The 21,053-nt window shown below is 65.9% G+C and carries 21 protein-coding genes; 18 read left to right on the forward strand and 3 right to left on the reverse strand.

Annotated features, from left to right (window positions below):
- The first annotated feature begins 69 nt into the window (after positions 1 to 69).
- On the forward strand, positions 70 to 1,653 hold the full coding sequence (locus tag QO014_RS11125; RefSeq protein ID WP_266348779.1) for a peptide chain release factor 3: 1,584 nt from the start codon (positions 70 to 72) through the stop codon (positions 1,651 to 1,653).
- Positions 1,654 to 1,672: 19 nt separating this feature from the next.
- Here QO014_RS11125 and QO014_RS11130 read toward each other — a convergent pair whose 3' ends face one another.
- The gene (locus QO014_RS11130) at positions 1,673 to 2,203 is read right to left on the reverse strand and encodes a dihydrofolate reductase family protein (RefSeq protein WP_266348780.1); all 531 of its coding nucleotides are present in this window, start codon (positions 2,201 to 2,203) and stop codon (positions 1,673 to 1,675) included.
- A gap of 64 nt (positions 2,204 to 2,267) precedes the next feature.
- Between QO014_RS11130 and QO014_RS11135 the strand changes: the two genes are divergently transcribed.
- The 15 genes from QO014_RS11135 to QO014_RS11205 all read left to right on the forward strand — a co-directional run bounded on the left by QO014_RS11135 (position 2,268) and on the right by QO014_RS11205 (position 17,491).
- The gene (locus tag QO014_RS11135; RefSeq protein WP_266348781.1) at positions 2,268 to 2,843 is read left to right on the forward strand and encodes a TetR family transcriptional regulator; all 576 of its coding nucleotides are present in this window, start codon (positions 2,268 to 2,270) and stop codon (positions 2,841 to 2,843) included.
- A gap of 112 nt (positions 2,844 to 2,955) precedes the next feature.
- Complete coding sequence (locus QO014_RS11140) at positions 2,956 to 3,930, forward strand: ribose-phosphate diphosphokinase (protein WP_266348782.1); 975 nt, start codon at positions 2,956 to 2,958, stop codon at positions 3,928 to 3,930.
- Between the two features lie 23 nt (positions 3,931 to 3,953).
- Entirely contained in the window at positions 3,954 to 4,310 is a 357-nt protein-coding gene (locus tag QO014_RS11145) for an MmcQ/YjbR family DNA-binding protein (RefSeq protein WP_266348783.1), read from the forward strand.
- A 75-nt stretch (positions 4,311 to 4,385) separates the two neighbouring features.
- On the forward strand, positions 4,386 to 5,612 hold the full coding sequence (locus QO014_RS11150; protein ID WP_266348784.1) for a lytic murein transglycosylase: 1,227 nt from the start codon (positions 4,386 to 4,388) through the stop codon (positions 5,610 to 5,612).
- Between the two features lie 35 nt (positions 5,613 to 5,647).
- Positions 5,648 to 6,298 carry a helix-turn-helix domain-containing protein gene (locus QO014_RS11155; protein WP_266348785.1) on the forward strand — a complete coding sequence of 217 codons (651 nt, stop codon included), beginning with the start codon at positions 5,648 to 5,650 and terminating at the stop codon, positions 6,296 to 6,298.
- Between the two features lie 70 nt (positions 6,299 to 6,368).
- On the forward strand, positions 6,369 to 6,650 hold the full coding sequence (locus QO014_RS11160) for a type II toxin-antitoxin system RelE/ParE family toxin (RefSeq protein ID WP_266348786.1): 282 nt from the start codon (positions 6,369 to 6,371) through the stop codon (positions 6,648 to 6,650).
- Positions 6,651 to 6,661: 11 nt separating this feature from the next.
- A complete protein-coding gene (locus QO014_RS11165; RefSeq protein ID WP_307258038.1) occupies positions 6,662 to 6,955 on the forward strand; it encodes a HigA family addiction module antitoxin in 294 nt (97 codons plus the stop codon).
- 105 nt (positions 6,956 to 7,060) lie between these two features.
- Positions 7,061 to 7,960, forward strand: a complete 900-nt coding sequence (locus QO014_RS11170) for a class II glutamine amidotransferase (protein WP_266348788.1) — start codon at positions 7,061 to 7,063, stop codon at positions 7,958 to 7,960.
- Positions 7,957 to 8,658, forward strand: coding sequence for a GltB/FmdC/FwdC-like GXGXG domain-containing protein (locus tag QO014_RS11175; RefSeq protein ID WP_266348789.1), 702 nt, complete (start codon positions 7,957 to 7,959; stop codon positions 8,656 to 8,658). The genes QO014_RS11170 and QO014_RS11175 overlap by 4 nt, the downstream gene beginning before the upstream one ends.
- Positions 8,659 to 8,858: 200 nt before the next feature.
- Positions 8,859 to 10,196 carry an FMN-binding glutamate synthase family protein gene (locus QO014_RS11180; RefSeq protein ID WP_266348790.1) on the forward strand — a complete coding sequence of 446 codons (1,338 nt, stop codon included), beginning with the start codon at positions 8,859 to 8,861 and terminating at the stop codon, positions 10,194 to 10,196.
- A 571-nt stretch (positions 10,197 to 10,767) separates the two neighbouring features.
- Positions 10,768 to 12,069, forward strand: a complete 1,302-nt coding sequence (gene glnT / locus QO014_RS11185) for a type III glutamate--ammonia ligase (RefSeq protein WP_266348791.1) — start codon at positions 10,768 to 10,770, stop codon at positions 12,067 to 12,069.
- A 168-nt stretch (positions 12,070 to 12,237) separates the two neighbouring features.
- Positions 12,238 to 13,494 (forward strand): sarcosine oxidase subunit beta family protein, encoded by a 1,257-nt coding sequence (locus QO014_RS11190; protein ID WP_266348792.1) that lies wholly within the window; start codon positions 12,238 to 12,240, stop codon positions 13,492 to 13,494.
- Position 13,495: 1 nt separating this feature from the next.
- Positions 13,496 to 13,780: a sarcosine oxidase subunit delta gene (locus QO014_RS11195; protein ID WP_266348793.1), complete on the forward strand. Its 285-nt coding sequence runs from the start codon at positions 13,496 to 13,498 to the stop codon at positions 13,778 to 13,780.
- Positions 13,781 to 13,782: 2 nt separating this feature from the next.
- Entirely contained in the window at positions 13,783 to 16,758 is a 2,976-nt protein-coding gene (locus QO014_RS11200) for a sarcosine oxidase subunit alpha family protein (protein ID WP_266348794.1), read from the forward strand.
- A complete protein-coding gene (locus tag QO014_RS11205) occupies positions 16,751 to 17,491 on the forward strand; it encodes a sarcosine oxidase subunit gamma (protein WP_266348795.1) in 741 nt (246 codons plus the stop codon). Before QO014_RS11200 ends, QO014_RS11205 begins: the two co-directional genes overlap by 8 nt.
- Here the strand turns inward: QO014_RS11205 and QO014_RS11210 are convergent.
- Positions 17,484 to 18,230 (reverse strand): SDR family NAD(P)-dependent oxidoreductase, encoded by a 747-nt coding sequence (locus QO014_RS11210; protein WP_266348796.1) that lies wholly within the window; start codon positions 18,228 to 18,230, stop codon positions 17,484 to 17,486. The two genes, QO014_RS11205 and QO014_RS11210, sit on opposite strands and share 8 nt — an antisense overlap.
- A 6-nt stretch (positions 18,231 to 18,236) precedes the next feature.
- Positions 18,237 to 18,734 (reverse strand): 2,4'-dihydroxyacetophenone dioxygenase family protein, encoded by a 498-nt coding sequence (locus tag QO014_RS11215; protein ID WP_266348797.1) that lies wholly within the window; start codon positions 18,732 to 18,734, stop codon positions 18,237 to 18,239.
- Positions 18,735 to 18,928: 194 nt separating this feature from the next.
- Between QO014_RS11215 and QO014_RS11220 the strand changes: the two genes are divergently transcribed.
- Together QO014_RS11220 and tauA are read left to right on the forward strand one after the other, a co-directional pair.
- Positions 18,929 to 19,474: an RBBP9/YdeN family alpha/beta hydrolase gene (locus QO014_RS11220; RefSeq protein ID WP_266348798.1), complete on the forward strand. Its 546-nt coding sequence runs from the start codon at positions 18,929 to 18,931 to the stop codon at positions 19,472 to 19,474.
- Positions 19,475 to 19,954: 480 nt separating this feature from the next.
- Positions 19,955 to 20,971, forward strand: a complete 1,017-nt coding sequence (tauA, locus tag QO014_RS11225; protein ID WP_266348799.1) for a taurine ABC transporter substrate-binding protein — start codon at positions 19,955 to 19,957, stop codon at positions 20,969 to 20,971.
- Positions 20,972 to 21,053 lie beyond the last annotated feature (82 nt).

The following is a 21,053-nucleotide window of genomic DNA, read 5'->3' on the forward strand; positions in this document are numbered from 1 at the left end:
GTCTATCGATGCGCCACCCCAAGCCATCTCAAGAATTGGCCATCCCAAGAATTGCCAGAAGACCACTCCATGGATCAACCCATCGGACCCGTCGATCGTCGCCGGACCTTCGCCATCATCTCGCACCCCGATGCGGGCAAGACCACGCTGACCGAAAAGCTGCTGCTCTTCGGCGGCGCGATCCAGCTTGCCGGCGAAGTGAAGGGCAAGAAGGATCGGCGCCAGACACGCTCCGACTGGATGGGCATCGAGCGCGAGCGCGGCATTTCGGTCGTCACCTCGGTGATGACGTTCGAATATGGCGGCGCGATCTTCAACCTGCTCGATACGCCGGGCCATGAGGACTTCTCCGAGGACACCTATCGCACGCTGACCGCCGTCGATTCCGCCGTCATGGTGATCGACGCGGCCAAGGGCATCGAGGACCGGACGCGCAAGCTGTTCGAGGTTTGCCGTCTGCGCGATATCCCGATCGTCACCTTCATCAACAAGCTCGACCGCGAGACGCGCGACCCGTTCGACCTGCTCGACGAGATCGAGAAGACGCTGGCGCTCGACACCGCTCCGATGACATGGCCGATCGGCCGCGGCCGCGACTTCGCCGGCACGTATGACATCGTCCGCCGCTGCGTGCGCAAGCTTGATTCCGATGGCGAGGAGTTGAAGGTCAGTGGTCCCGAGGACGCCTTCATCGACACGCTCACGACGCCCGAAGCGGTCGCCACCTTCCGCGAGGAAATGGAACTCATCGCCGGCGCCGCCAACGGCTTCGACATGGAGGCGTTTCGCGAAGGGCATCTGACGCCGGTCTATTTCGGCTCGGCGCTCAGGAATTTCGGCGTCCGCGACCTGATCGACGCCATGGCCGCCTATGCCCCCTCGCCGCGCCCGCAGCAGGCCGAGGGCCGCATCGTCGAACCGACCGAGCCGAAGATGTCCGGCTTCATCTTCAAGATCCAGGCGAACATGGACCCGAACCACCGGGACCGCATCGCCTTCCTGCGTGTCTGCTCCGGCCGGCTCCAGCGCGGCATGAAGGCCAAGTTGGTGCGCACCGGCAAGCCGATCCCGCTTTCGAGCCCGCAGTTCTTCTTTGCGCAGGACCGCCTGCTCGCCGACGAGGCCTATGCCGGCGACGTGGTCGGCATTCCGAACCACGGCACGCTGCGCATCGGTGACACGCTGACCGAGGGCGAGAACCTCGTCTTCCGTGGCGTGCCGAGCTTCGCGCCGGAAATCCTGCGCCGCATCCGCCTGCAGGACCCGATGAAGGCGAAGAAGCTGAAGGAAGCGCTGCAGCAGATGGCCGAGGAAGGCGTCGTACAGGTCTTCGTGCCGCATGACGGCTCGCCGGCGATAATCGGCGTCGTCGGCGCGCTGCAGCTCGATGTGCTCAAGGAGCGCATGCAGGCGGAATATGGCCTGCCGATCGATTTCGAGGCCTCGCGCTTCACGGTCTGCCGCTGGGTGACATCGACGGACAAGCTCGCGCTGGAGACCTTCGTCGAGCGTCACCGCTCCTCCATGGCCTCAGACCTGGACGGCGCCCCGGTCTTCATGGCGCCGTCGGCGTTCGAGCTGCGCTATGAACTCGACCGCACGACCGCGATCGTGGCGAGCGAGATCAAGGACTATCAGCGCGAGGCGGCCTGACCACCTCGCCGCGCGCATTCTAGTCGAATGCGTAGTCGAGGTGCACGACACCCGACCCGAATGTTTGCGCGCCGATCAGCCTGATGCTGCGCGCAAACCCATTGGGCGGGAAGGTCGGATGGCCGCCACCCACAATCTCGGGCACGACGAAGAGCTCCAGCCGGTCGAGCGCGCCACGCGCGATGAAGGCCTGCTGCAGCTTGCCGCCGCCCACGATCCAGACATCGCCATCATCAAGCCCGCGCAGTTCGGCGACGAGCGCGTCAATGTCACGATCCCAGACGGTCAATGGCCCCATCGGATCATCCAGCGGCCGAGACGTCACGATGAAGGCGCGCTTGCCGGGATAGAGCCAGCCGAGACCATAGCCGGCGATCTCGTCATAGGTCGTGCGGCCCATCACCACCGTGGCGATGTCCGCGATGAAGCGGTCATAGGCACGATCGCCGAAATCGACGCCATCATATTTCCGCAGCCAATCGATGCCGCCGCCGGGAGAGGCGATATAGCCGTCGACGCTCACACCCATATAACCGCGAATACGCGCCATCGACCGATCCTTCCTCGCCTGATATGATTTATAAACGAATATTCATTCATTAATTGGAGGTCAAGTGGCTCGTACGCGATCCGTGACCGACGCCGTGTTGCTCGAGGCCGCCATGGCCGTGATGAGCCGCGCCGGCGCCGATGGCGTGACCTTCGCCGCCGTCTCGGCCGCGACCGGGCTGGCGCCGGCAACGCTGGTGCAGCGCTTCGGCAGCAAGCAGGGTCTGGTCAAGGCCGCGCTGCGGCACGCTTGGGACCAGCTTGACGCCGCCACAGAGGCCGCCGCCGCTGCCACGCCCGCGACGGCCGAGGGCGCCGTCGCCTTTCTCATCCGCCTCTCCGGCGATTATCCCGAGCAGGACGAAGCCTATGCCGACCAGCTCCTCGTGCTGCGCGAGGACCTGCGCGATCCGGAGTTTCGCGCGCGCGGGAGCGCCTGGGGCGCACGGCTTCGGGCCGTTCTCGCGCCGCGCCTCGCCGACGCCACCGGACCGCGCGAGGATCTGGCGCGCGAGATGATCACGCTCTGGCAGGGCGCCGTGCTCTGGTGGGCCTTCGAGCGCGATGGTGCGATCATCGACCATGTCCGGGCGACGCTGCTGCGCTGGCTCGACCGCATATCGCACGATCGAGGCATCTGAACGCCCCAACGTTGTCAAGAATGCCGGATCCTGAACGCGGCTTCGTTGCGCTGTTGAATGTGGCATCCGAATCTAATAAGCCGCCCAGTATTCTCCGACACGGGGCAGCTTCATGAGCGAGCTAGCGGTCTTCAGCGGTCACGCCAACCCCGAGCTCGCCGCGGCGATCTGCTCCGAACTCAGCGTCCCGCTGCTGCCCACGCGGCTGAAGCGCTTTTCCAATGATTGCCTCGAAGTCCAGCTTCAGGCCAATTGCCGCGACCAGGACGTCTTCCTGATCCAGCCGCTCAATACGCCCGTGCAGGAAAATCTCTTCGAGTTGCTGTTGATGCTCGACGCGGCGCGCGGCGCTTCCGCCAAGCGCATAACGGCGGTCATTCCGTATTTCTCCTATGCCCGCTCCGACAAGAAGGATGCGCCGCGCATCTCGATCGCCGGGCGTCTCGTCGCTGACCTGCTCGCGACTGCGGGCGCCGATCGCGTGCTGACCATGACGCTGCACTCGCCGCAGGTGCACGGCTTCTTCAGCGTGCCTGTCGACCAGTTGCACGCGCTCGACGAATTGTCGGCCCATTTCCGCACTTACGACCTCGGCCGGGCGGTCGTCGTCTCGCCCGACCTCGGCAACGCCAAGACCGCAGCGGCCTTCGCCAAGCGGCTGAACATCCCCGTCGCCGCTGCCGCCAAGGAACGGATCAGCGATACGCAGGTGCGGATTTCCGCGCTGATCGGCGACGTGCGCGACCGCGACGTCATCGTCCTCGACGACGAGATCGCCAGTGGCGGATCCATACTCGAATTGATGCAGCATCTGCGCGCCGGTGGTGCCCGCTCGGTTCGCGTCGCGACGACTCACGGTATCTTCGCCGGCGAGAGCCTCAAGCGGCTGGCGCAGGAACCCGACATTGCCGAGATCGTCTGCACCAACACCGTGCCGATGCCGGAAGAGAAGCGGTTGCCGAAGCTTACCGTTCTGTCGGTCGCTCCGGCATTGGCCGAGGCGATGCGGCGCATCAATTGCGGTGAGTCCGTCAGCGCCCTGTTCTATGCCGAGCCCGGCGAAGCGCGGGCGGCCGCCGCCGAATAGCGTCCGCCAGACGAAGGACAGCCATGCCCGTAACGGTGGACGATCTGCGTGGGTTGTTCCTGCGCTTGCCGGACACGCGCGAGGGCCTGGCCCACGGCACCATCGCCTTTTATGTCGGCAAGAAGTTCCTCGGCCGCTTTCGCGATGACGATACCGTCTTCGCCATGCCGGTCGGCTTCGACGAGCGCGACATGCTGATCACGATCGAGCCGGAGGTGTTCTTCACGCTGGATCATTATCGCGGTTACCCCTATGTCCTGATCCGGCTGGCCGAGACGACGCCGGAGCGGCTGGAGCCGATCGTCATGCGATGCTGGCGCAGCCATGCGCCGCGGAGGGTGCTGAAGGCCTTCGATGCCGGCAAAACCAACGAAACATGAGCGCAACGTCATGGAATGGGCCGATTGAGCGCGCCATGATGCTCGGATACTGATTCACCAAACGACATCGCCTCGATGTCGGTTCTGGAGGTTGTGATGCGCAAGGCCGGGCTGCGGCTCCTGACAATGTTCCTGCTGGCGACGGCGAGCGGCGCCGCCTCCGCGGCGAGTTGCAACGATCCCTCGGGCTTTCCGGCCTGGCTCGACGGCGTCAAGAGGGAAGCGGCGGCGAGCGGCATCTCGGCGGCGACGATCTCCTCCGCGCTCGATGGCCTCACCTTCGCGCCCGACGTGATCAAGAAGGATCGCGCGCAGAGCGTGTTCGCGCAGAGCTTCCTGCAGTTTTCCGATCGCATGGTCGCCAAATACCGCCTGCAGCAGGGCGCGGCGCTGATCAAGAAATACGGCAATGTCTTCGCCCGCATCCAGAAGGATTACGGCGTCCCGGCGCCGGTCATCGTCGGCTTCTGGGGACTGGAGACCGATTTCGGCGCCAATCTCGGCGACATGCCGACGCTGCGCTCGCTGGCGACGCTCGCCTATGATTGCCGTCGGCCGCAGCTCTTCCACGACCAGCTGATGGCGGCCCTCGCCGTGATCGAGCGGGGCGACCTTGCGGCGGCGCAGATGAAGGGCCCCTGGGCCGGCGAGCTCGGCCAGGTCCAGTTCCTCGCGACGCATTACCGCGATTTCGCCGTCGACTATGACGGTGATGGCCGCCGCGACCTGATCAACAGCGTGCCTGATGTGCTCGCCTCGGCCGCCAATCTGCTCGTCCATGAGGGCTGGCAGGCCAACCAGCCCTGGCTGACCGAAGTGCGCGTACCCGCCACCATGGACTGGAAGGAAGCCGACCTTTCGATCCAGAAGCCGGTTTCGACCTGGCAGCAACTGGGCGTCGTGGCGGCTCCGGGCTCGAAGCTCGGCCCGGCCGGCATGCCGGCGGCGCTGATCCTGCCAATGGGCCGCAAGGGCCCGGCCTTCCTCGCCTATCCGAACTTCAACGTCTACCTCGAATGGAACCAGTCCTTCGTCTATGCGCTGACGGCGGCCTATTTCGCGACCCGCCTCGCCGGCGCGCCGCCGGTCGGACGCGGCAGCGGCGCGGAATCGCTCTCCTACAAGGAGACGATCGAGCTGCAGAAGCTGCTCGACGCGCGCGGCCATGATGTCGGCAAGGTCGACGGCATGATCGGCGTCGGCACGCGCGCCGCGACCAAGGCGATGCAGATCGAGCTCGGCATGCCGGCCGATTCCTATCCGGACGCGGAACTCCTGGCACGCCTGCGCGCCGGGAACTGACCGGCTCGGCCCGGTAGGGACAGGGAGTTGAAGCCATGACGGATCGGATGGACGGGGAGGCCGGAACCGAGCCCGAGGACGCGCTGATGACCGGCTCCGGCGCGCCGGTCAGCGCGCCGCGGACGCTCGAGCAATCGATCGGCGCGCAGGTTCGCCTCCACCGCAAGCTCAACAACCTGACCGTCGCCGGGCTCGCCACCGCCGCCGGCATTTCGAACGGCATGCTGTCCAAGATCGAGAACGGCCAGATCTCGCCCTCGCTCGGCACGCTGCAGACGATCGCCTCGACGCTCAACGTGCCGCTGACGCTGCTCTTCTCGGCCTATGAGGAGCGGCGCGACTGTTCCTATGTGAAGGCCGGCCAAGGCGTCGTCATCCAGCGCCGGGGCACCAAGGTCGGCCATCAATATGAGCTGCTCGGCCATGCGCTCGCCGGCGAAATCGTCGTCGAGCCCTATCTGATCACGCTGACGGAAGAAGCCGCGCCCTATACCGCCTTCCAGCATGACGGGCAGGAATTCATCTACATGCTGACCGGCACCGTCGATTATTTCCACGCCGGCGAAACGTACCGGCTCGAACCCGGCGATGCGATCCTGTTCGATTCCGGCGCCCCGCACGGACCCGAGACACTGGTCGAAGCGCCGATGACGTATCTGTCGATCATCATCTATCCCCGAGGATAGTGTTGGCAGCCTGATATTGCGGACAAGACGTATCATGATAAGATACGTCTCGATCCGTTGGTAGGCTGAGATGATCCGCTCGATCAAGGACAAGCGCATCGAGGCCGTCATCGCTGGCAAGGCCCCAAAGGGTTTTCCAGCCGATCTGGTGCGTGCGGCCCAACGCAAACTTGCCATGATTGCGGCGGCCGTCTCGCTCGACGACCTTCGTTCGCCACCGGCGAACCGACTTGAGGCGCTGAAGGGCGACCGGGCCGGGCAACATTCGATCCGGATCAACGACCAGTTTCGGCTCGTGTTCCTCTGGAAGGATGGCGGCGCGGATCAGGTCGAGATTGTGGATTACCATTGATGGAGCAAACGATGCGCATCACCCCGCCCATCCACCCTGGCGAAATTCTCCGGGACGAATTTCTCGGCCCTTATCAGCTGACGGCCTATGCGCTGGCGCGAAATCTCAATGTGCCACGCACGCGGATCGAGCGCCTTGTACGCGAACTGACACCCGTCACGCCGGACACCGCCTTGCGGCTCGGGCGCTATTTCGGAACGACTCCGGAATTCTGGATGAACCTCCAGATCGCCTTCGACCTTGCGAGCGAGGAACAGGCCAAGATGGCGGAAATCGAAGCCATCGCGCCGAGAGATGCGGCGTGAATTCTCCCTGAAATTTCCTGATAAGAAAAATACTTTCTTCCTGATTGACGGGATTGGAGACCTTCGTTAGCATTTCGGCATCGTGCTTGACGGAGTTCGGTGTAGATGTGCGGCATTGTCGGCCTGTTCCTGAAGGATGCGTCGCTCGAGCCGGAGCTTGGCGCCATGCTCGCCGGAATGCTCGGCGTCATGTGTGATCGGGGGCCGGATTCCGCCGGCTTCGCAGTCTACGGCGCCGGCGAGACGGGCCAGCTCAAGCTGACGCTGCGCGGGCCTGCCGGAACGGTGTTCAGCGGCCTCCAGTCCGCTCTGGATGAGGCGGCCGGCGCGCGCGTTGCAATCGTCGCGCGCGACACGCACGCCGTCATCACCATTCCCGCGACCCGCGAATTCGCCATCCGCACCGCGCTCGCGCAGATCGCGCCCGATATCACGGTGGTCGGCGTCGGCGCGCGCATGGAGCTCTACAAGGAAGTCGGCCTTCCCTCCGACGTCGCAATCCGCTTCGGGCTCGACCGCATGGCCGGCACGCACGGCATCGGCCATACCCGCATGGCGACCGAAAGCGCGGTCACGACCGATGGCGCCCATCCCTTCTCGACCGGCACCGACCAGTGCCTAGTCCATAATGGCTCGCTTTCGAACCACGCATCCCTCCGCCGCGACCTCGTGCGCGAGGGGCTTTCCTTCTCGACCGACAATGATTCCGAAGTTGCCGCCGCCTATCTGACCAGCCGCATGCGCGAGGGCGACAGTCTGGGCGAAGCGCTCGAACATTCGCTGAAGGATCTCGACGGCTTCTACACCTTCGTCGTCGGCACCGAGACCGGCTTCGGCGTGTTGCGCGATCCGATCGCCTGCAAGCCGGCCGTCATGGCCGAGACCGATCGCTATGTCGCCTTCGGCTCGGAATATCGCGCCTTGGCCGGCCTGCCCGATATCGAGCATGCGCGCATCTGGGAGCCCGAGCCGGCCAGGGTCTATTTCTGGGACCGCGCCGCATGACCTCCGATCCGTTCGTCTTCGACCTCGCGCACCAGACCGTGCGTGATTTGAATGCCGCGCTGCATGCCTTGCCGCCCGGCAGCAATGAAACGCTCTGGCGCGTGGAAAATCCGCGCGGGCTGCATGCGATCGCGGCCGGCGTCGATGCTGATGCGGCGATCGAGATCGGCGGGTCGGTCGGCTATTATTGCGCCGGCATGAACAAGCGCGCGGCGATCACGGTGCGCGGCAATGCCGGCGTCGGCGTCGCGGAAAACATCATGTCCGGCCGCGTCCACATCAAGGGCGATACCAGCCAGGCGGCCGGCGCCACCGGCTGCGGCGGCACGCTCTTGATCGACGGCAATGCCTCGGCCCGCTGCGGCATTTCGATGAAGGGCGTCGATATCGTCGTGAAGGGCTCGGTCGGCCATATGTCGGCCTTCATGGCGCAGGCCGGCACGCTGACCGTGCTGGGCGACGCCGGCGAAAGCCTGGGCGATTCCATCTACGAGGCCCGGCTCTATGTGCGCGGTGCGGTGAAGAGCCTCGGCGCCGATTGCATCGAGAAGGAGATGCGCGATGAACACCGCGCTCAGCTCTTCGAAAAGCTCAGCCTGGCGGGCCTAGCCGGCGAAGTCGATGTGTCCGAGTTCCGCCGCTATGGCTCGGCGCGGACGCTCTATCATTTCCACATCGACAATCTCGGCAACTATTAGGATTTCGGCATGGACAGCCCAACATTTCCGAAGGCCGTCATCCCGGGCGAAGCGCAGCGCAGACCCGGGACCCATACAGCCGAAGCGCCCATCGACGGCGGGCCTCAGGCTGGATGGGTCCCCGCTTTCGCGGGGATGACGGAACCTTCGAGGACAACGCGAACCAGAAAGGCCATCGACCCGGCATGGCGAGGCCGAGCATGACCGAGAAGCCCGCAGCGCCGCGCACCCTCCCCCGCCACTCCGCGACCTTCGACGATTATACGCTCTCCGAAATCCGCCGCGCGGCCGCGACCGGCATCTATGACATTCGCGGCGGCGGCGCGAAGCGGAAGGTGCCGCATTTCGACGACCTGCTCTTTCTCGGCGCCTCGATCTCGCGCTATCCGCTCGAAGGCTATCGCGAGGCCTGCGGGACCAATGTCGTGCTCGGCTCGCGCTTCGCGAAGAAGCCGATCGAGCTCAAGATTCCGATCACCATTGCCGGCATGAGCTTCGGCTCGCTCTCGGCCAATGCCAAGGAAGCGCTCGGCCGTGGCGCCTCGGCCATGGGCACGTCGACGACGACGGGCGATGGCGGCATGACGAATGAGGAGCGGGGCCATTCGAGCCTGCTCGTCTATCAGGTCCTTCCCTCGCGCTATGGCATGAACCCGGACGATCTGCGCCGTGCGGATGCGATCGAGGTCGTCGTTGGCCAGGGCGCGAAGCCCGGTGGCGGCGGCATGCTGCTCGGCCAAAAGATCTCCGAGCGCGTCGCCGGCATGCGGACACTCCCCGTCGGGATCGACCAGCGCTCGGCCTGCCGCCATCCCGACTGGACCGGCCCGGACGATCTCGAAATCAAGATCGAGGAACTGCGGGAGATCACGGATTGGCAGAAGCCGATCTATGTGAAGGTCGGCGCCGCGCGGCCCTATTACGATACGGCGCTCGCGGTCAAATCCGGCGCCGATGTCGTCGTGATCGACGGCATGCAGGGCGGAACCGCCGCAACGCAGGACGTATTCATCGAGAATGTCGGCATACCGACGCTGCCGGCCGTGCGGCAGGCGGTCAAGGCGCTGCAGGATCTGGGGCTTCATCGCAAGGTGCAGTTGATCGTCTCGGGCGGCATCCGCAACGGCGCCGATGTCGCGAAAGCCTTGGCGCTCGGCGCCGACGCCGTCTCGATCGGCACGGCGGCGCTGGTCGCGATCGGCGACAATGATCCAGCGCTGGAGGCCGAATATCAGGCGCTCGGTTCGACCGCGGGCGCCTATGACGACTGGCAGGAGGGCCGCGACCCGGCCGGCATCACGACGCAGGACCCCGACCTGATGGCCCGGCTCGATCCAGTGCTCGCCGGAAGGCGGCTTGCCAATTATCTCGCCGTGCTGACGCTGGAGGCGCAGACGATCGCGCGCGCCTGCGGCAAGAGCCACGTCCACAATCTCGAGCCGGAGGACCTGGTGGCGCTGACCATCGAGGCCGCCGCCATGGCCGAGGTTCCGCTGGCCGGGACGAACTGGATACCGGGGAAGAACGGCGGGTTCTAGGCCTCGATGAAGCGCACGATCAGCCCTCTCTCCCGCGAAGCGGGGGAGAGTTGGAGAGGGGGTTGAAGCGCCGTGACATCGGGATTTCCAACCCCGAAGCCTGAGCACGCGAGCCCCCTCCCGGCCTCCCCCGCAAGCGGGAGAGGAGAAGGAAGCAGGTGGGCGAGCCGCACGATCAGCCCTCTCTCCCGCAAAGCGGGGGAGAGTTGGAGAGGGGGTTGAAGTGCCGTGACATCGGGATTTCCAACCCCGAAGCCTGAGCACGCGAGCCCCCTCCCGCCCCCCCGCTACGCGGGAGAGGAGAAGGAAGCAGGAGGGCGAGCCGCACGATCAGCCCTCTCTCCCGCAAGGCGGGGGAGAGCTGGAGAGGGGGGTTGAAGTGCCGTGATATCGGGATTTCCAACCCCGAAGCCTGAGCGCGCGAGCCCCCTCCCGGCCTCCCCCGCTACGCGGGAGAGGAGAAGAAAGGAAGTCCGCGGCCCTTTGTGCGGAAGCCGGCACGACACTTGAATGACCGACGGCCGGACACGCGAAAACGCGGGCGGACCGGAACAGCAGGGAAACGGGGATCATGGCGATCGATCTGGCGGAAACCGCCAAGGCGAAGGGGATCAGATATTTCCTGATCTCCTATACCGACCTCTTTGGGACGCAGCGCGCGAAGCTGGTGCCGGCCCAGGCGATCGGCGAGATGCAGAAGGCCGGCGCGAGCTTCGCCGGTTTCGCCACCTGGCTCGACATGACGCCGGCAGACCCCGATGTCTTCGCCGTGCCCGATCCGGAGAGCCTGATCCAGCTGCCCTGGAAGCCGGAGGTCGGCTGGCTCGCCGCCGATCCGTGGATGGGCGGCAAGCTCGTCGCGCAGGCGCCGCGCAACGTGCTGAAGAAGCAGATCGCAGCCGCCGCAGCGCTCGGCTACCAGATGAAGACCGGCGTCGAATGCGAGTTCTTCCTCGTCACGCCGGATGGCAAGGCGATCTCTGACGCGGCCGACTATCAGGCCAAGCCCTGCTACGACCAGTCGGCGCTGATGCGGCGCTACGATGTCATCACGGAAATCTGCGACGCCATGCTGTCGCTCGGCTGGCAGCCCTACCAGAACGATCATGAAGACGCGAACGGCCAGTTCGAGATGAACTGGCACTATGACGACGCGCTCGTCACCGCCGATCGCCATGCCTTCTTCAAATATATGGCGAAGTCGATCGCCGAGAAGCACGGGCTGCGCGCCACCTTCATGCCCAAGCCCTTCGCCGCGCTGACGGGCAATGGCTGCCACGCACATATCTCGCTCTGGAAGGACGGCGTGAACGTCTTCGAGGCGGCCGATGGCGAGCTCGGCGTCTCGAAGCTCGGCTATCATTTCCTCGGCGGCCTGCTGGCGCATGCCGGCGCCTTCGCCGCGCTGACCAATCCGACCGTCAATTCCTATAAGCGCATCAATGCGCCGGTGACGCGCTCGGGCGCCACATGGTCGCCGAACACGATCAGCTATACCGGCAATAACCGCACCCACATGATCCGCATTCCCGATGCCGGCCGGTTCGAATTGCGCCTCGCCGATGGCGCCGCCAACCCCTACCTGCTGCAGGCGGCGATCCTCGCGGCCGGTCTGGATGGGCTGGCGAAGGAGACCAGCCCCGGCCAGCGGCTCGATCTCAACATGTATACGGACGGCCACAAGGTGAAGGGCGCCAGGAAGCTGCCGCTCAACCTGCTCGACGCGCTCCGCGCCTTCGAGAAATCGAGCCTGCTCGCCGAAAGCCTCGGGCCGGAATTCGTCACTGCCTATGCGAGGCTCAAGATGGGCGAATGGAACGATTATGCCGGCCACTTGACCGAATGGGAGCGCGCGGCCACGCTGGATTGTTGAGGCTCGCTCCGGCGCCGTGGAAGCGCTCGATGAGCCCTCTCTCCCGCGACGCGGGGGAGAGTTGGAGAGGGGGCGCCTCACGGGGTGGAGGGCGCAACCGTCGACTGTTCCCATGCGAGCCCCCTCCCGGCCTCCCCCGCTTCGCGGGAGAGGAGAAGAAAGAGCTGAATGACCGACCGCTACTCGTTTCTCTCCATCCTCAAGGAAGCCTTCTCCGGCCAGAAGGGCTGGGAGCCGGTCTGGCGCGAGCCGGCGCCGAAGCGGGACTATGAGGTCGTGATCGTCGGCGGTGGCGGCCATGGGCTGGCGACCGCGCATTACCTCGCCAAGGAACATGGCATCACTGATGTCGCCGTGGTCGAGAAGGGTTATCTCGGTTCCGGCAATGTCGGCCGCAACACCACCATCGTGCGCTCCAACTATCTGCTCGACGGCAATATTCCCTTCTACGAACTGTCGATGAAGCTCTGGGAAGGGCTGGAACAGGACCTGAACTACAACGCTATGGTCAGCCAGCGCGGCGTGCTCAACCTCTTCCATTCCGACGCCCAGCGCGACGCCTATGCGCGGCGCGGCAATGCCATGCGGCTCAACGGCGTCGATGCCGAATTGCTCGACCAGGCGGCGGTCAAGAAAATGCTGCCCTTTCTCGATTACGACAATGCGCGCTTTCCAATCCAGGGCGGGCTGATCCAGCGGCGCGGCGGCACGGTGCGCCATGATGCCGTCGCCTGGGGCTATGCGCGCGCGGCCGACCGGCGCGGCGTCGATTTGATCCAGAATTGCGAGGTCACCGGCATCACGGTTGAAGGCGGCAGGGCGATCGGCGTCGAGACGACGCGCGGCTTCATCGGCGCGAAGAAGGTGGCGCTCGCCGCCGCCGGCAATTCATCCCGCGTCGCGGCGATGGCCGGGCTTCGCCTGCCGATCGAGAGCCATGTGCTGCAGGCCTTCGTCTCGGAAGGGATCAAGCCCTTCATCGACGGCGTGGTGACCTTCGGCGCCGGCCATTTCTATATCAGCCAGTCCGACAAGGGCGGCCTCGTCTTCGGCGGCGATATCGATGGCTATAATTCCTATGCCCAGCGCGGCAATCTTCCCACCATCGAGGATGTCTGTGAGGGCGGCATGGCGCTGATGCCGCGGATCGGGCGCGTGCGCTTGCTCAGGCATTGGGGCGGGCTGATGGACATGTCGATGGATGGCAGCCCGATCATCGACAGAACGCCGGTCGACGGTCTCTATCTCAATGCCGGCTGGTGCTATGGCGGCTTCAAGGCGACCCCGGCCTCGGGCTTCTGCTTCGCCCATCTGATCGCCCGCGACGAACCGCATCCGGACGCTGCTGCGCTGCGGCTCGATCGTTTCGCACGCGGAACGCTGATCGACGAGAAGGGTGTCGGCGCGCAGCCGAACCTGCACTGACATGCGCATCCCCTGCCCCTCTTGCGGTGAACGCGGCCATGAGGAATTCGCCTATCTGGGCGATGCCTCGCTCGTGCGGCCCGACCCGACGGCGCCGGACGCCGAGGCGCGCTTCGCCGACTATGTCTATCTGCGCGACAATCCGGCGGGCGCATTGCGCGAACTCTGGTATCACGCCGCCGGCTGCCATGCCTGGCTGGTGGTGACGCGTGATACGCGGACCCACGAAATCTCCGGTGTCGAACCGGCCAAGGCCGCAGCCTTGCGCCGCCAAGAGGCCGGCTGATCATGGCCGAGCAGCCCTTTCGCCTGAAGCAGACCGGCCGCCTCGGCACGGAAAAGCCGCTCGCCTTCACCTTCGACGGCAAGCGTTACGAAGGCATGGCGGGCGACACCCTCGCCTCGGCATTGCTCGCCAATGGCGTCCAGCTGGTCGGGCGCTCGTTCAAATATCACCGCCCGCGCGGCATCTTTTCCGCCGGCTCGGAGGAGCCGAACGCGCTGGTCGAGCTGCGCTCCGGCGCGCGGCGCGAGCCCAACACACGTGCGACCATGATCGAGCTTTATGACGGGCTCGACGCGCGCAGCCAGAACCGCTGGCCGTCGCTCAGCCTCGATCTTCTGGCGGTGAATTCGCTCGCGGCGCCAATCCTTTCCGCCGGCTTCTACTACAAGACCTTCATGTGGCCGTCCCAGTTCTGGGAGAAGGTCTACGAGCCGCTGATCCGCCGCGCCGCCGGTCTCGGCCGCGCGGCGCAGGAGGCCGATCCCGACCACTACGAGAAGGCGACCGCCTTCTGCGACGTGCTCGTCATCGGCGCTGGCCCGGCCGGGCTGATGGCGGCGCTCGCGGCTGGGCGCGCGGGCGCGCGCGTGATCCTGGCGGAAGAGGATTTCCGCCTCGGCGGCCGCCTGCTCGGCGACCGGCGCCGGCTCGACGGCCAGCCCTCGCCGCAATGGGTGGCGCAGATCGAGGCGGAACTGGACGAAATGCCCAACGTCCGCATCATGACGCGGACGACCGTGTTCGGCGCTTACGACGGCGGCGTCTATGGCGCGCTCGAGCGTGTCTCCGACCACCTGCCCGAGCCCCTGCCCTTCACGCCGCGCCAACGGCTCTGGCACATTATCGCCCGGCGCACGGTCCTCGCCGCCGGCGCGATCGAGCGGCCGCTGCTCTTCGGCAATAATGACCGGCCGGGCGTCATGCTCGCCGGCGCCGTCCGCACCTATCTGAACCGCCATGCTGTCGCGCCGGGTGGCCGCGCCATCGTCTTCGCCACCAATGACGACGCCGCCCGCACGGTTGCCGACCTGACCGCCGCCGGCATCGCCGTAGTCGCGCTGGTCGATCCGCGCCCGCGGCCGCCATCGAGTTCGATCGACCTCGCCGATCGCGTCGGCGCGGCCTTCGTCACCGGCATCATCAGCCGCGCCATCGGCCTCCGCCAGGTCGAGGCCGCCGTGGTCGAAACCGATCGCGGCCGCACCATCGTCTACGATTGCGATCTGATCGCCGTCTCCGGCGGCTGGAATCCGAGCATCCATCTCTCGACCCATCTCGGCGGCAAGCCGGTCTGGAACGAAGACCGCGCCGCCTTCCTGCCCGGCACGCCGCCGCCCGGCACGACGGTCATCGGCGCCGCCGCCGGCGATTTCGCGCTTCGCGACTGCCTCGCCGAGGGCGCCCGCGCCGGGCTGGACGCAGCCGAGGGGGAGGGCTTCGACGGCGACGAGCCCGCTTTGCCCGAGGTCGACCCGGAAGGAACCGGCATCGGCCCGCTGCTCACCACGACGGCCGCGCGCGGCAAGACCTTCGTCGATTTGCAGAACGACGTGACGGTCAAGGATGTCGAGCTCGCCAATCGCGAGGGCTTCCACGCGGTCGAGCATCTGAAGCGCTACACGACGCTCGGCATGGCGACCGATCAGGGCAAGACGGCGAATGTGCTCGGTCTCGCCCTGATGGCGGAGCTGACCGGCAAGCCGATCGCGGCGATCGGCACCACCACCGCGCGCCCGCCCTTCACGCCGGTCGCGATCGGCGCGCTGGCCGGCCATCATCGCGGCAGGGATTTCAGGCCGACGCGGCTGACGCCCTCGCATGACTGGGCGGCGCGGCAGGGGGCCGTCTTCGTCGAGGCAGGCCAATGGCTGCGCGCCCAATATTTCCCGCGTCCCGGCGAGGCGGACTGGCTCGCGACAGTCAACCGCGAGGTCAACGCGGTGCGGACGTCGGTCGGCGTCTGCGATGTCTCGACGCTCGGCAAGATCGATATCCAGGGCGCCGACGCCGCGACCTTCCTCGACCGCGTCTACACCAACACCTTCTCGACGCTGCCGGTCGGCAAGGCGCGCTACGGACTGATGCTGCGCGAGGACGGCTTCGTCATGGATGACGGCACGACCGCGCGGCTCGCCGACGACCATTTCTTCATGACGACCACGACCGCCAACGCCGCCAAGGTGATGCAGCATCTCGAATTCTGCCATCAATGGCTCTGGCCGGAGCTCGATGTCGCGCTCGTATCGGTTACCGAGGCATGGTCGCAATATGCAGTGAGCGGGCCGAAATCACGCGATGTGCTGCGCACCGTGATCGATCCCGAGCACGATATCTCCGATGCCGCCTTCCCCTATATGGCGGCGGGCGCGATCTCGGTCGGCGGCATTCCGGGCCGGCTCTTCCGCCTCTCCTTCTCCGGCGAACTGGCCTATGAGATTGCCTTGCCAGCGTCTTACGGGAATGCGTTGATTCAAGCTCTGATGGAAGCCGGCGCGCCGTTCGGCATCGTGCCCTATGGCACAGAAGCGCTCGGCGTCATGCGCGTGGAAAAGGGTCATGTCGCCGGCAACGAGCTGAACGGCACCACGACCGCGCATGATCTGGGTCTTGGCCGCATGGTCTCGGCGAAGAAGGACTTCATCGGCCGCACGCTCGCCAACCGCGCCGCGCTGATCGATACGAACCGCCCGCGCCTTGCGGGCTTCCGCCCCGTCGACCGCACGGAGCGGCTCCGCGCCGGCGCCCATTTCATCCAGCTGGATACCGAGGCAGTGGCGGCCAACGATCAGGGCTACATGACCTCGGTCGCCTTCTCGCCGACGCTCGGCCACTGGATCGGCCTCGGCCTGATTTCGGGCGGCGAAAAGCGGATCGGCGAGATCGTGCGCGCCTATGATCCGGTTCGAAATGGCGATATCGCGGTCGAGATCGTGGCGCCGGTCTTCGTCGATCCGGAGGGAGTAAAGCTCCGTGGCTGAGATCGTGCTTTCCCCCACCAGCGCCTTCGCCGGCATCCCGCGCGGCCGCAGCGGACAGACGGACGGCCCGCCGGGGGTCATCGCGAGCGAGCGCACCGATCTGGCTATGGCGACAATCATCGCCCGCAAAGGCCAATCCGCCGCGCTCCGCGACACCGTGCGCGAAATCTATGGCCTGAAGCTGCCGATCCGCCCGACTTGGGTTGGGAATGACGAACTCGCCTTCCTCTGGTCCGGCCCCGACCAATGGCTCGCCCTCGCCACCGGCACAATCGGCCCCCTCTCCCCCTTGCGGGAGAGGGTTGGGGTGAGGGCCTTCGCTTCCTTTGAAGACGCCGCCAGCGAAACGACAGCAAGCAAGGCCCTCACCCCACCCTTTCCCACAAGAGGGAGAGGGAGTCCGGCTGGTGGCTTTGTCGATATCGAGACCGAACTGCGCGAGTCGATCGGCGCCTTCGCCGCGATCTCCGCGCAAGGCGACGGCCGGGCCGTGCTGCGCCTCTCCGGCCCGAATGTCCACGATACGCTCGCCAAGGGCCTGCCCATCGATCTGCACGAAAGCGCGTTCAAGCCCGGCGATGTGGCGATCACGCAGATCGCCCATATCGGCGTCACGATCCGTCAGATCGACTCCTCACCGACCTACGAGATCATCCTCGCCCGCTCGCTCAGCCTGAGCTTCTGGTCATGGCTCGTCGCCTCGTCCGGCGAGTTCGGCCTCGATTTCACGTGATCGAATAACCGCCATCAATGACGAGCGTCGTCCCCGTGACGAAGCTCGCAAGCGGCGAGGCCAGATAGAGCACGCCGCCGACGAGATCCTCCGGCTTGCCCCAGCGCTTCAGCGCGGTGCGCGCCAGGATTGGCTCGGATCGCGCGGGGTCGGCGCGGAGCGGCGCCGTCAGCACCGTCTCGATCCAGCCCGGCGCGATCGCGTTGACGCGAATGCCATCGGCCGCAAACGCAATGGCGAGCGATTTGGTCAGTTGCGAGATGCCGCCCTTCGACGCGGCATAGCCCGGCACCAGCCCGCCGCCGAAAAAGGAGAGCATCGAGGCGAGGTTGACGATCGATCCGCCATTCCTGGCCAGAAGCGGCCGCGCGGCGGTCGCGACGCGCATGGCGCCGGAAAGGTTCACGTCGAGCACCGCATCGAAAATGTCGGGATCGAGCTCTTCGCCACGCCGGATCACGCCGGCCGCATTCACCACGACATCGAGCGCCGGCAGGCCGCCGACCAGTTGATCGACCGCCGCCCGGTCGCGCACGTCGAGCCGGCGGAGATCGGCCGCGGCGAGCGGATCATCCGCGAGCGCATCGATCTCGCCCTGCGCGAATCCGACCGCCAAGACGTTTGCGCCCGCTTCCAGAAAGCCGCGCGCGATCGCGGCGCCGATGCCGGATGTCCCGCCCGTGACCAGCACGCTGCGGCCGGCAAACCATGGTGCCGCCCATTCTCCCGATATGCTCATGAGGCCCTACCGCACGAACTGGTCGACGTAATCGGCGCCGAGGCCGACATCGATGTAGTGCTTCCGGCACATGTCGATCTTGGTGAACACGTCCTCATAGCCGACATGCTTGTTGTCGCCGTCGAGATAGATCATGCAGCCGGTGATGTTGAAGAAGGTGATCATCTCGGCGCAATCGTCCGGCACGGTCAGCGTGTGGATCTCGCCCGGCGGCTCGAAGACATAGGAGCCTTCACTCGCGATCCAGTCATGCTCGAGATAATGCCATTTGCCCTTGAGCACGAAGCCGTGCACCGGGTTTGGGTGCAGGTGGCGCGACAGCACGCCGGAGCGGCGCACGCGCAGCAGGTTGCACCATTGGCCATGGCGCGTATTGAGCATCAGCGGCCGGAACCAGACATCCGGCGCCTGCGGCACCCAGACGCGCTCATCCTCCGGTATCGCCGCGACTGCGATCTCGGGCGCGGCGAGCTGGTGCGCCGAGCCCTTCATGAACTGATACATGCGTCTTCCTCCCGTAACGCTTCTTTGCCGAGACACTGCCCCGAACCGCGCCGCCCTCCAAGCCCGTCCATGGACGCGGAAAGAAAATCCCTCCGCCCGCGGGATGTTGGGCGCTGATTTCTTCGGTACGCGGATTGCATGACCTATCTTCCAGGATTAGACCCGCGCAGCGATCCGAAACGGAGGGATCAACCATGTCGAGATTGATCATCCCTGGCTGGCAAGGCTCCGGCATCGGTCATTGGCAGCGATTCTGGGCCGAGCTCGACGCGGATTCGCGTGTCGTCGAACAGGACGAGTGGGATTTTCCCGTGCTCGAAGACTGGATCGTCCGGCTCGACGGCGCGGTCCGGCAGGCGCCGGGATCGATGCTGGTCGTGCACAGCCTGGGCTGTCTGCTCGTCGCCCATTATGCCGAGCGCTTTCCCGATGCGCCGGTCGGCCGCGCGCTGCTGGTGGCGCCGCCGGATATCGATGCCCTGCCGAGCGACCATACGCTCGCCGGATTTCAGCCCGCGCCCCTCGCCGCCCTGCCCTTCCCGAGCCTCCTCGCCCTCAGCCGGAACGACCCCTACATCACCTTCGAGCGTGGCCGCCTCCTCGCCGAGCGCTGGGGCTCCGAATTTGCCGATCTCGGCCGCGCCGGCCATGTGAACACCGAGAGCGGCCATGGCCGCTGGGACGAAGGCTTCCGCCTCGCCGACCGCCTCAGCGGCATGAAGACCCGCGCAGCCGCCTGAAGGGGCTTATGCCCGCCCGTCGGCCTTGCCCGGCTGAGCCATTCCGGCCAGGCATCGTCATGCCGATCTGGCATCCTTGACCGATAGCGATCGCCTCGCCTGCCCGCTTTCTGTGTGAAACGGGGTCGGACCGCGTGCCCTGCCCGACGACGAAAGCTTTCGCGCACGACGGACGAGATCGGCGAAACGAACTACTCGCGGATGTCGAAACTTTGAAAACCACTACCTTTATAGAAATAGTCCGCATTCATAGGCTTGTCACACGGTCGGATGATCGACCGTCGCGGCGATTTCAGGATCGGCTTGCCCCGCGCCAACAACGGCTAAGCCCCGAGGGGAGCACGCACATGACCAACCGGCTCTGTTGACGCGCCGAACACGGCGCCACCGCTTTCGCGGTCTTCCAAACCCATTTCGTCTTTCGAGCGCGCGGCCGTCCAGCCGATGAGCCCTTGTGCGCCCATTTCAGGATCAAATCCCATGTCCCGTTTCACGCGTCGAACTTTCGTCGCCAGCGTCGCCGCCGTCGGCTTGACGCTCGCCGCCGGCGTCCAGGCCCGCGCCGACGACACCAAGCTCACCATCGCCTACCAGACCGTGGTCGAGCCCTCCAAGATCCCGCAGGCCGACGGTACCTATGAGACCGCCACCGGCGCCAAGATCGACTGGAAGAAATTCGATTCCGGCGCCGACGTGATCGCCGCCATCGCCTCCGGCGCGGTCGATATCGGCTATGTCGGCTCCAGCCCGCTCGCTGCCGCCGCCAGCCGCGAACTACCGATCGAGACCTTCTTCATCGTCGGGCTCATCGGCGAATCCGAGGCGCTGGTCGTGCGTGACGGCGCCAAGATCACGGAGCCCAAGGACCTCGTCGGCAAGAAGATCGCCGTGCCCTTCGTCTCGACCACCCATTACAGCCTGCTCGCGGCGCTGAAGCATTGGGACATCGATCCGAAGTCGGTCGAGATCCTCAACCTGCGTCCGCCGGAGATCGCGGCCGCCTGGGAGCGCGGCGATATCGACGCGGCCTATGTCTGGGATCCGGCGCTCGGCAAGATCAAGGAAAACGGCAAGGTCCTGACGAGTTCGGCCGAAGTCGCCAAATGGGGCGCTCCCACCTTCGACGCCTGGATCGTCCGCAAGGATTATGCGGAGAAGCATCCCGAAGTCGTGAAGCAGTTCGTCAAGGTCACCGGCAAGTCCTATGCGGACTTCAAGGCCAATGGCGCCAAATGGGACGCCAAGTCGCCCGAGGCCGCCAAGATCGCCAAGCTGACAGGCGCCAAGGTCGAAGACGTCCCGGCCCTGCTGCTCGGCTATCACTTCCCCCTCCTCGAAGAGCAGGCCTCGGCCGAACTTCTCGGCGGCGGCACCGTCAAGGCGATCGCCGATGCCTCGGCCTTCCTGAAGGAACAGGGCAAGATCCCGGCCGTGCTTCCCGATTATTCCGGCTACGTCACGGCCAAATTCGTCACTGACGCCCTCGCGTCGAACTGAAGTCGTCGCGGCTGGCGGCCGCCGCGACGCGACTGGGCCCGTTCCGCGAACCCTCTGGCGCGGAACGGGCCTCTTCGCGTTT

The sequence above is a fragment of the Kaistia dalseonensis genome, from assembly GCF_030814715.1.
In the GTDB taxonomy this organism is placed as follows: domain Bacteria; phylum Pseudomonadota; class Alphaproteobacteria; order Rhizobiales; family Kaistiaceae; genus Kaistia; species Kaistia dalseonensis.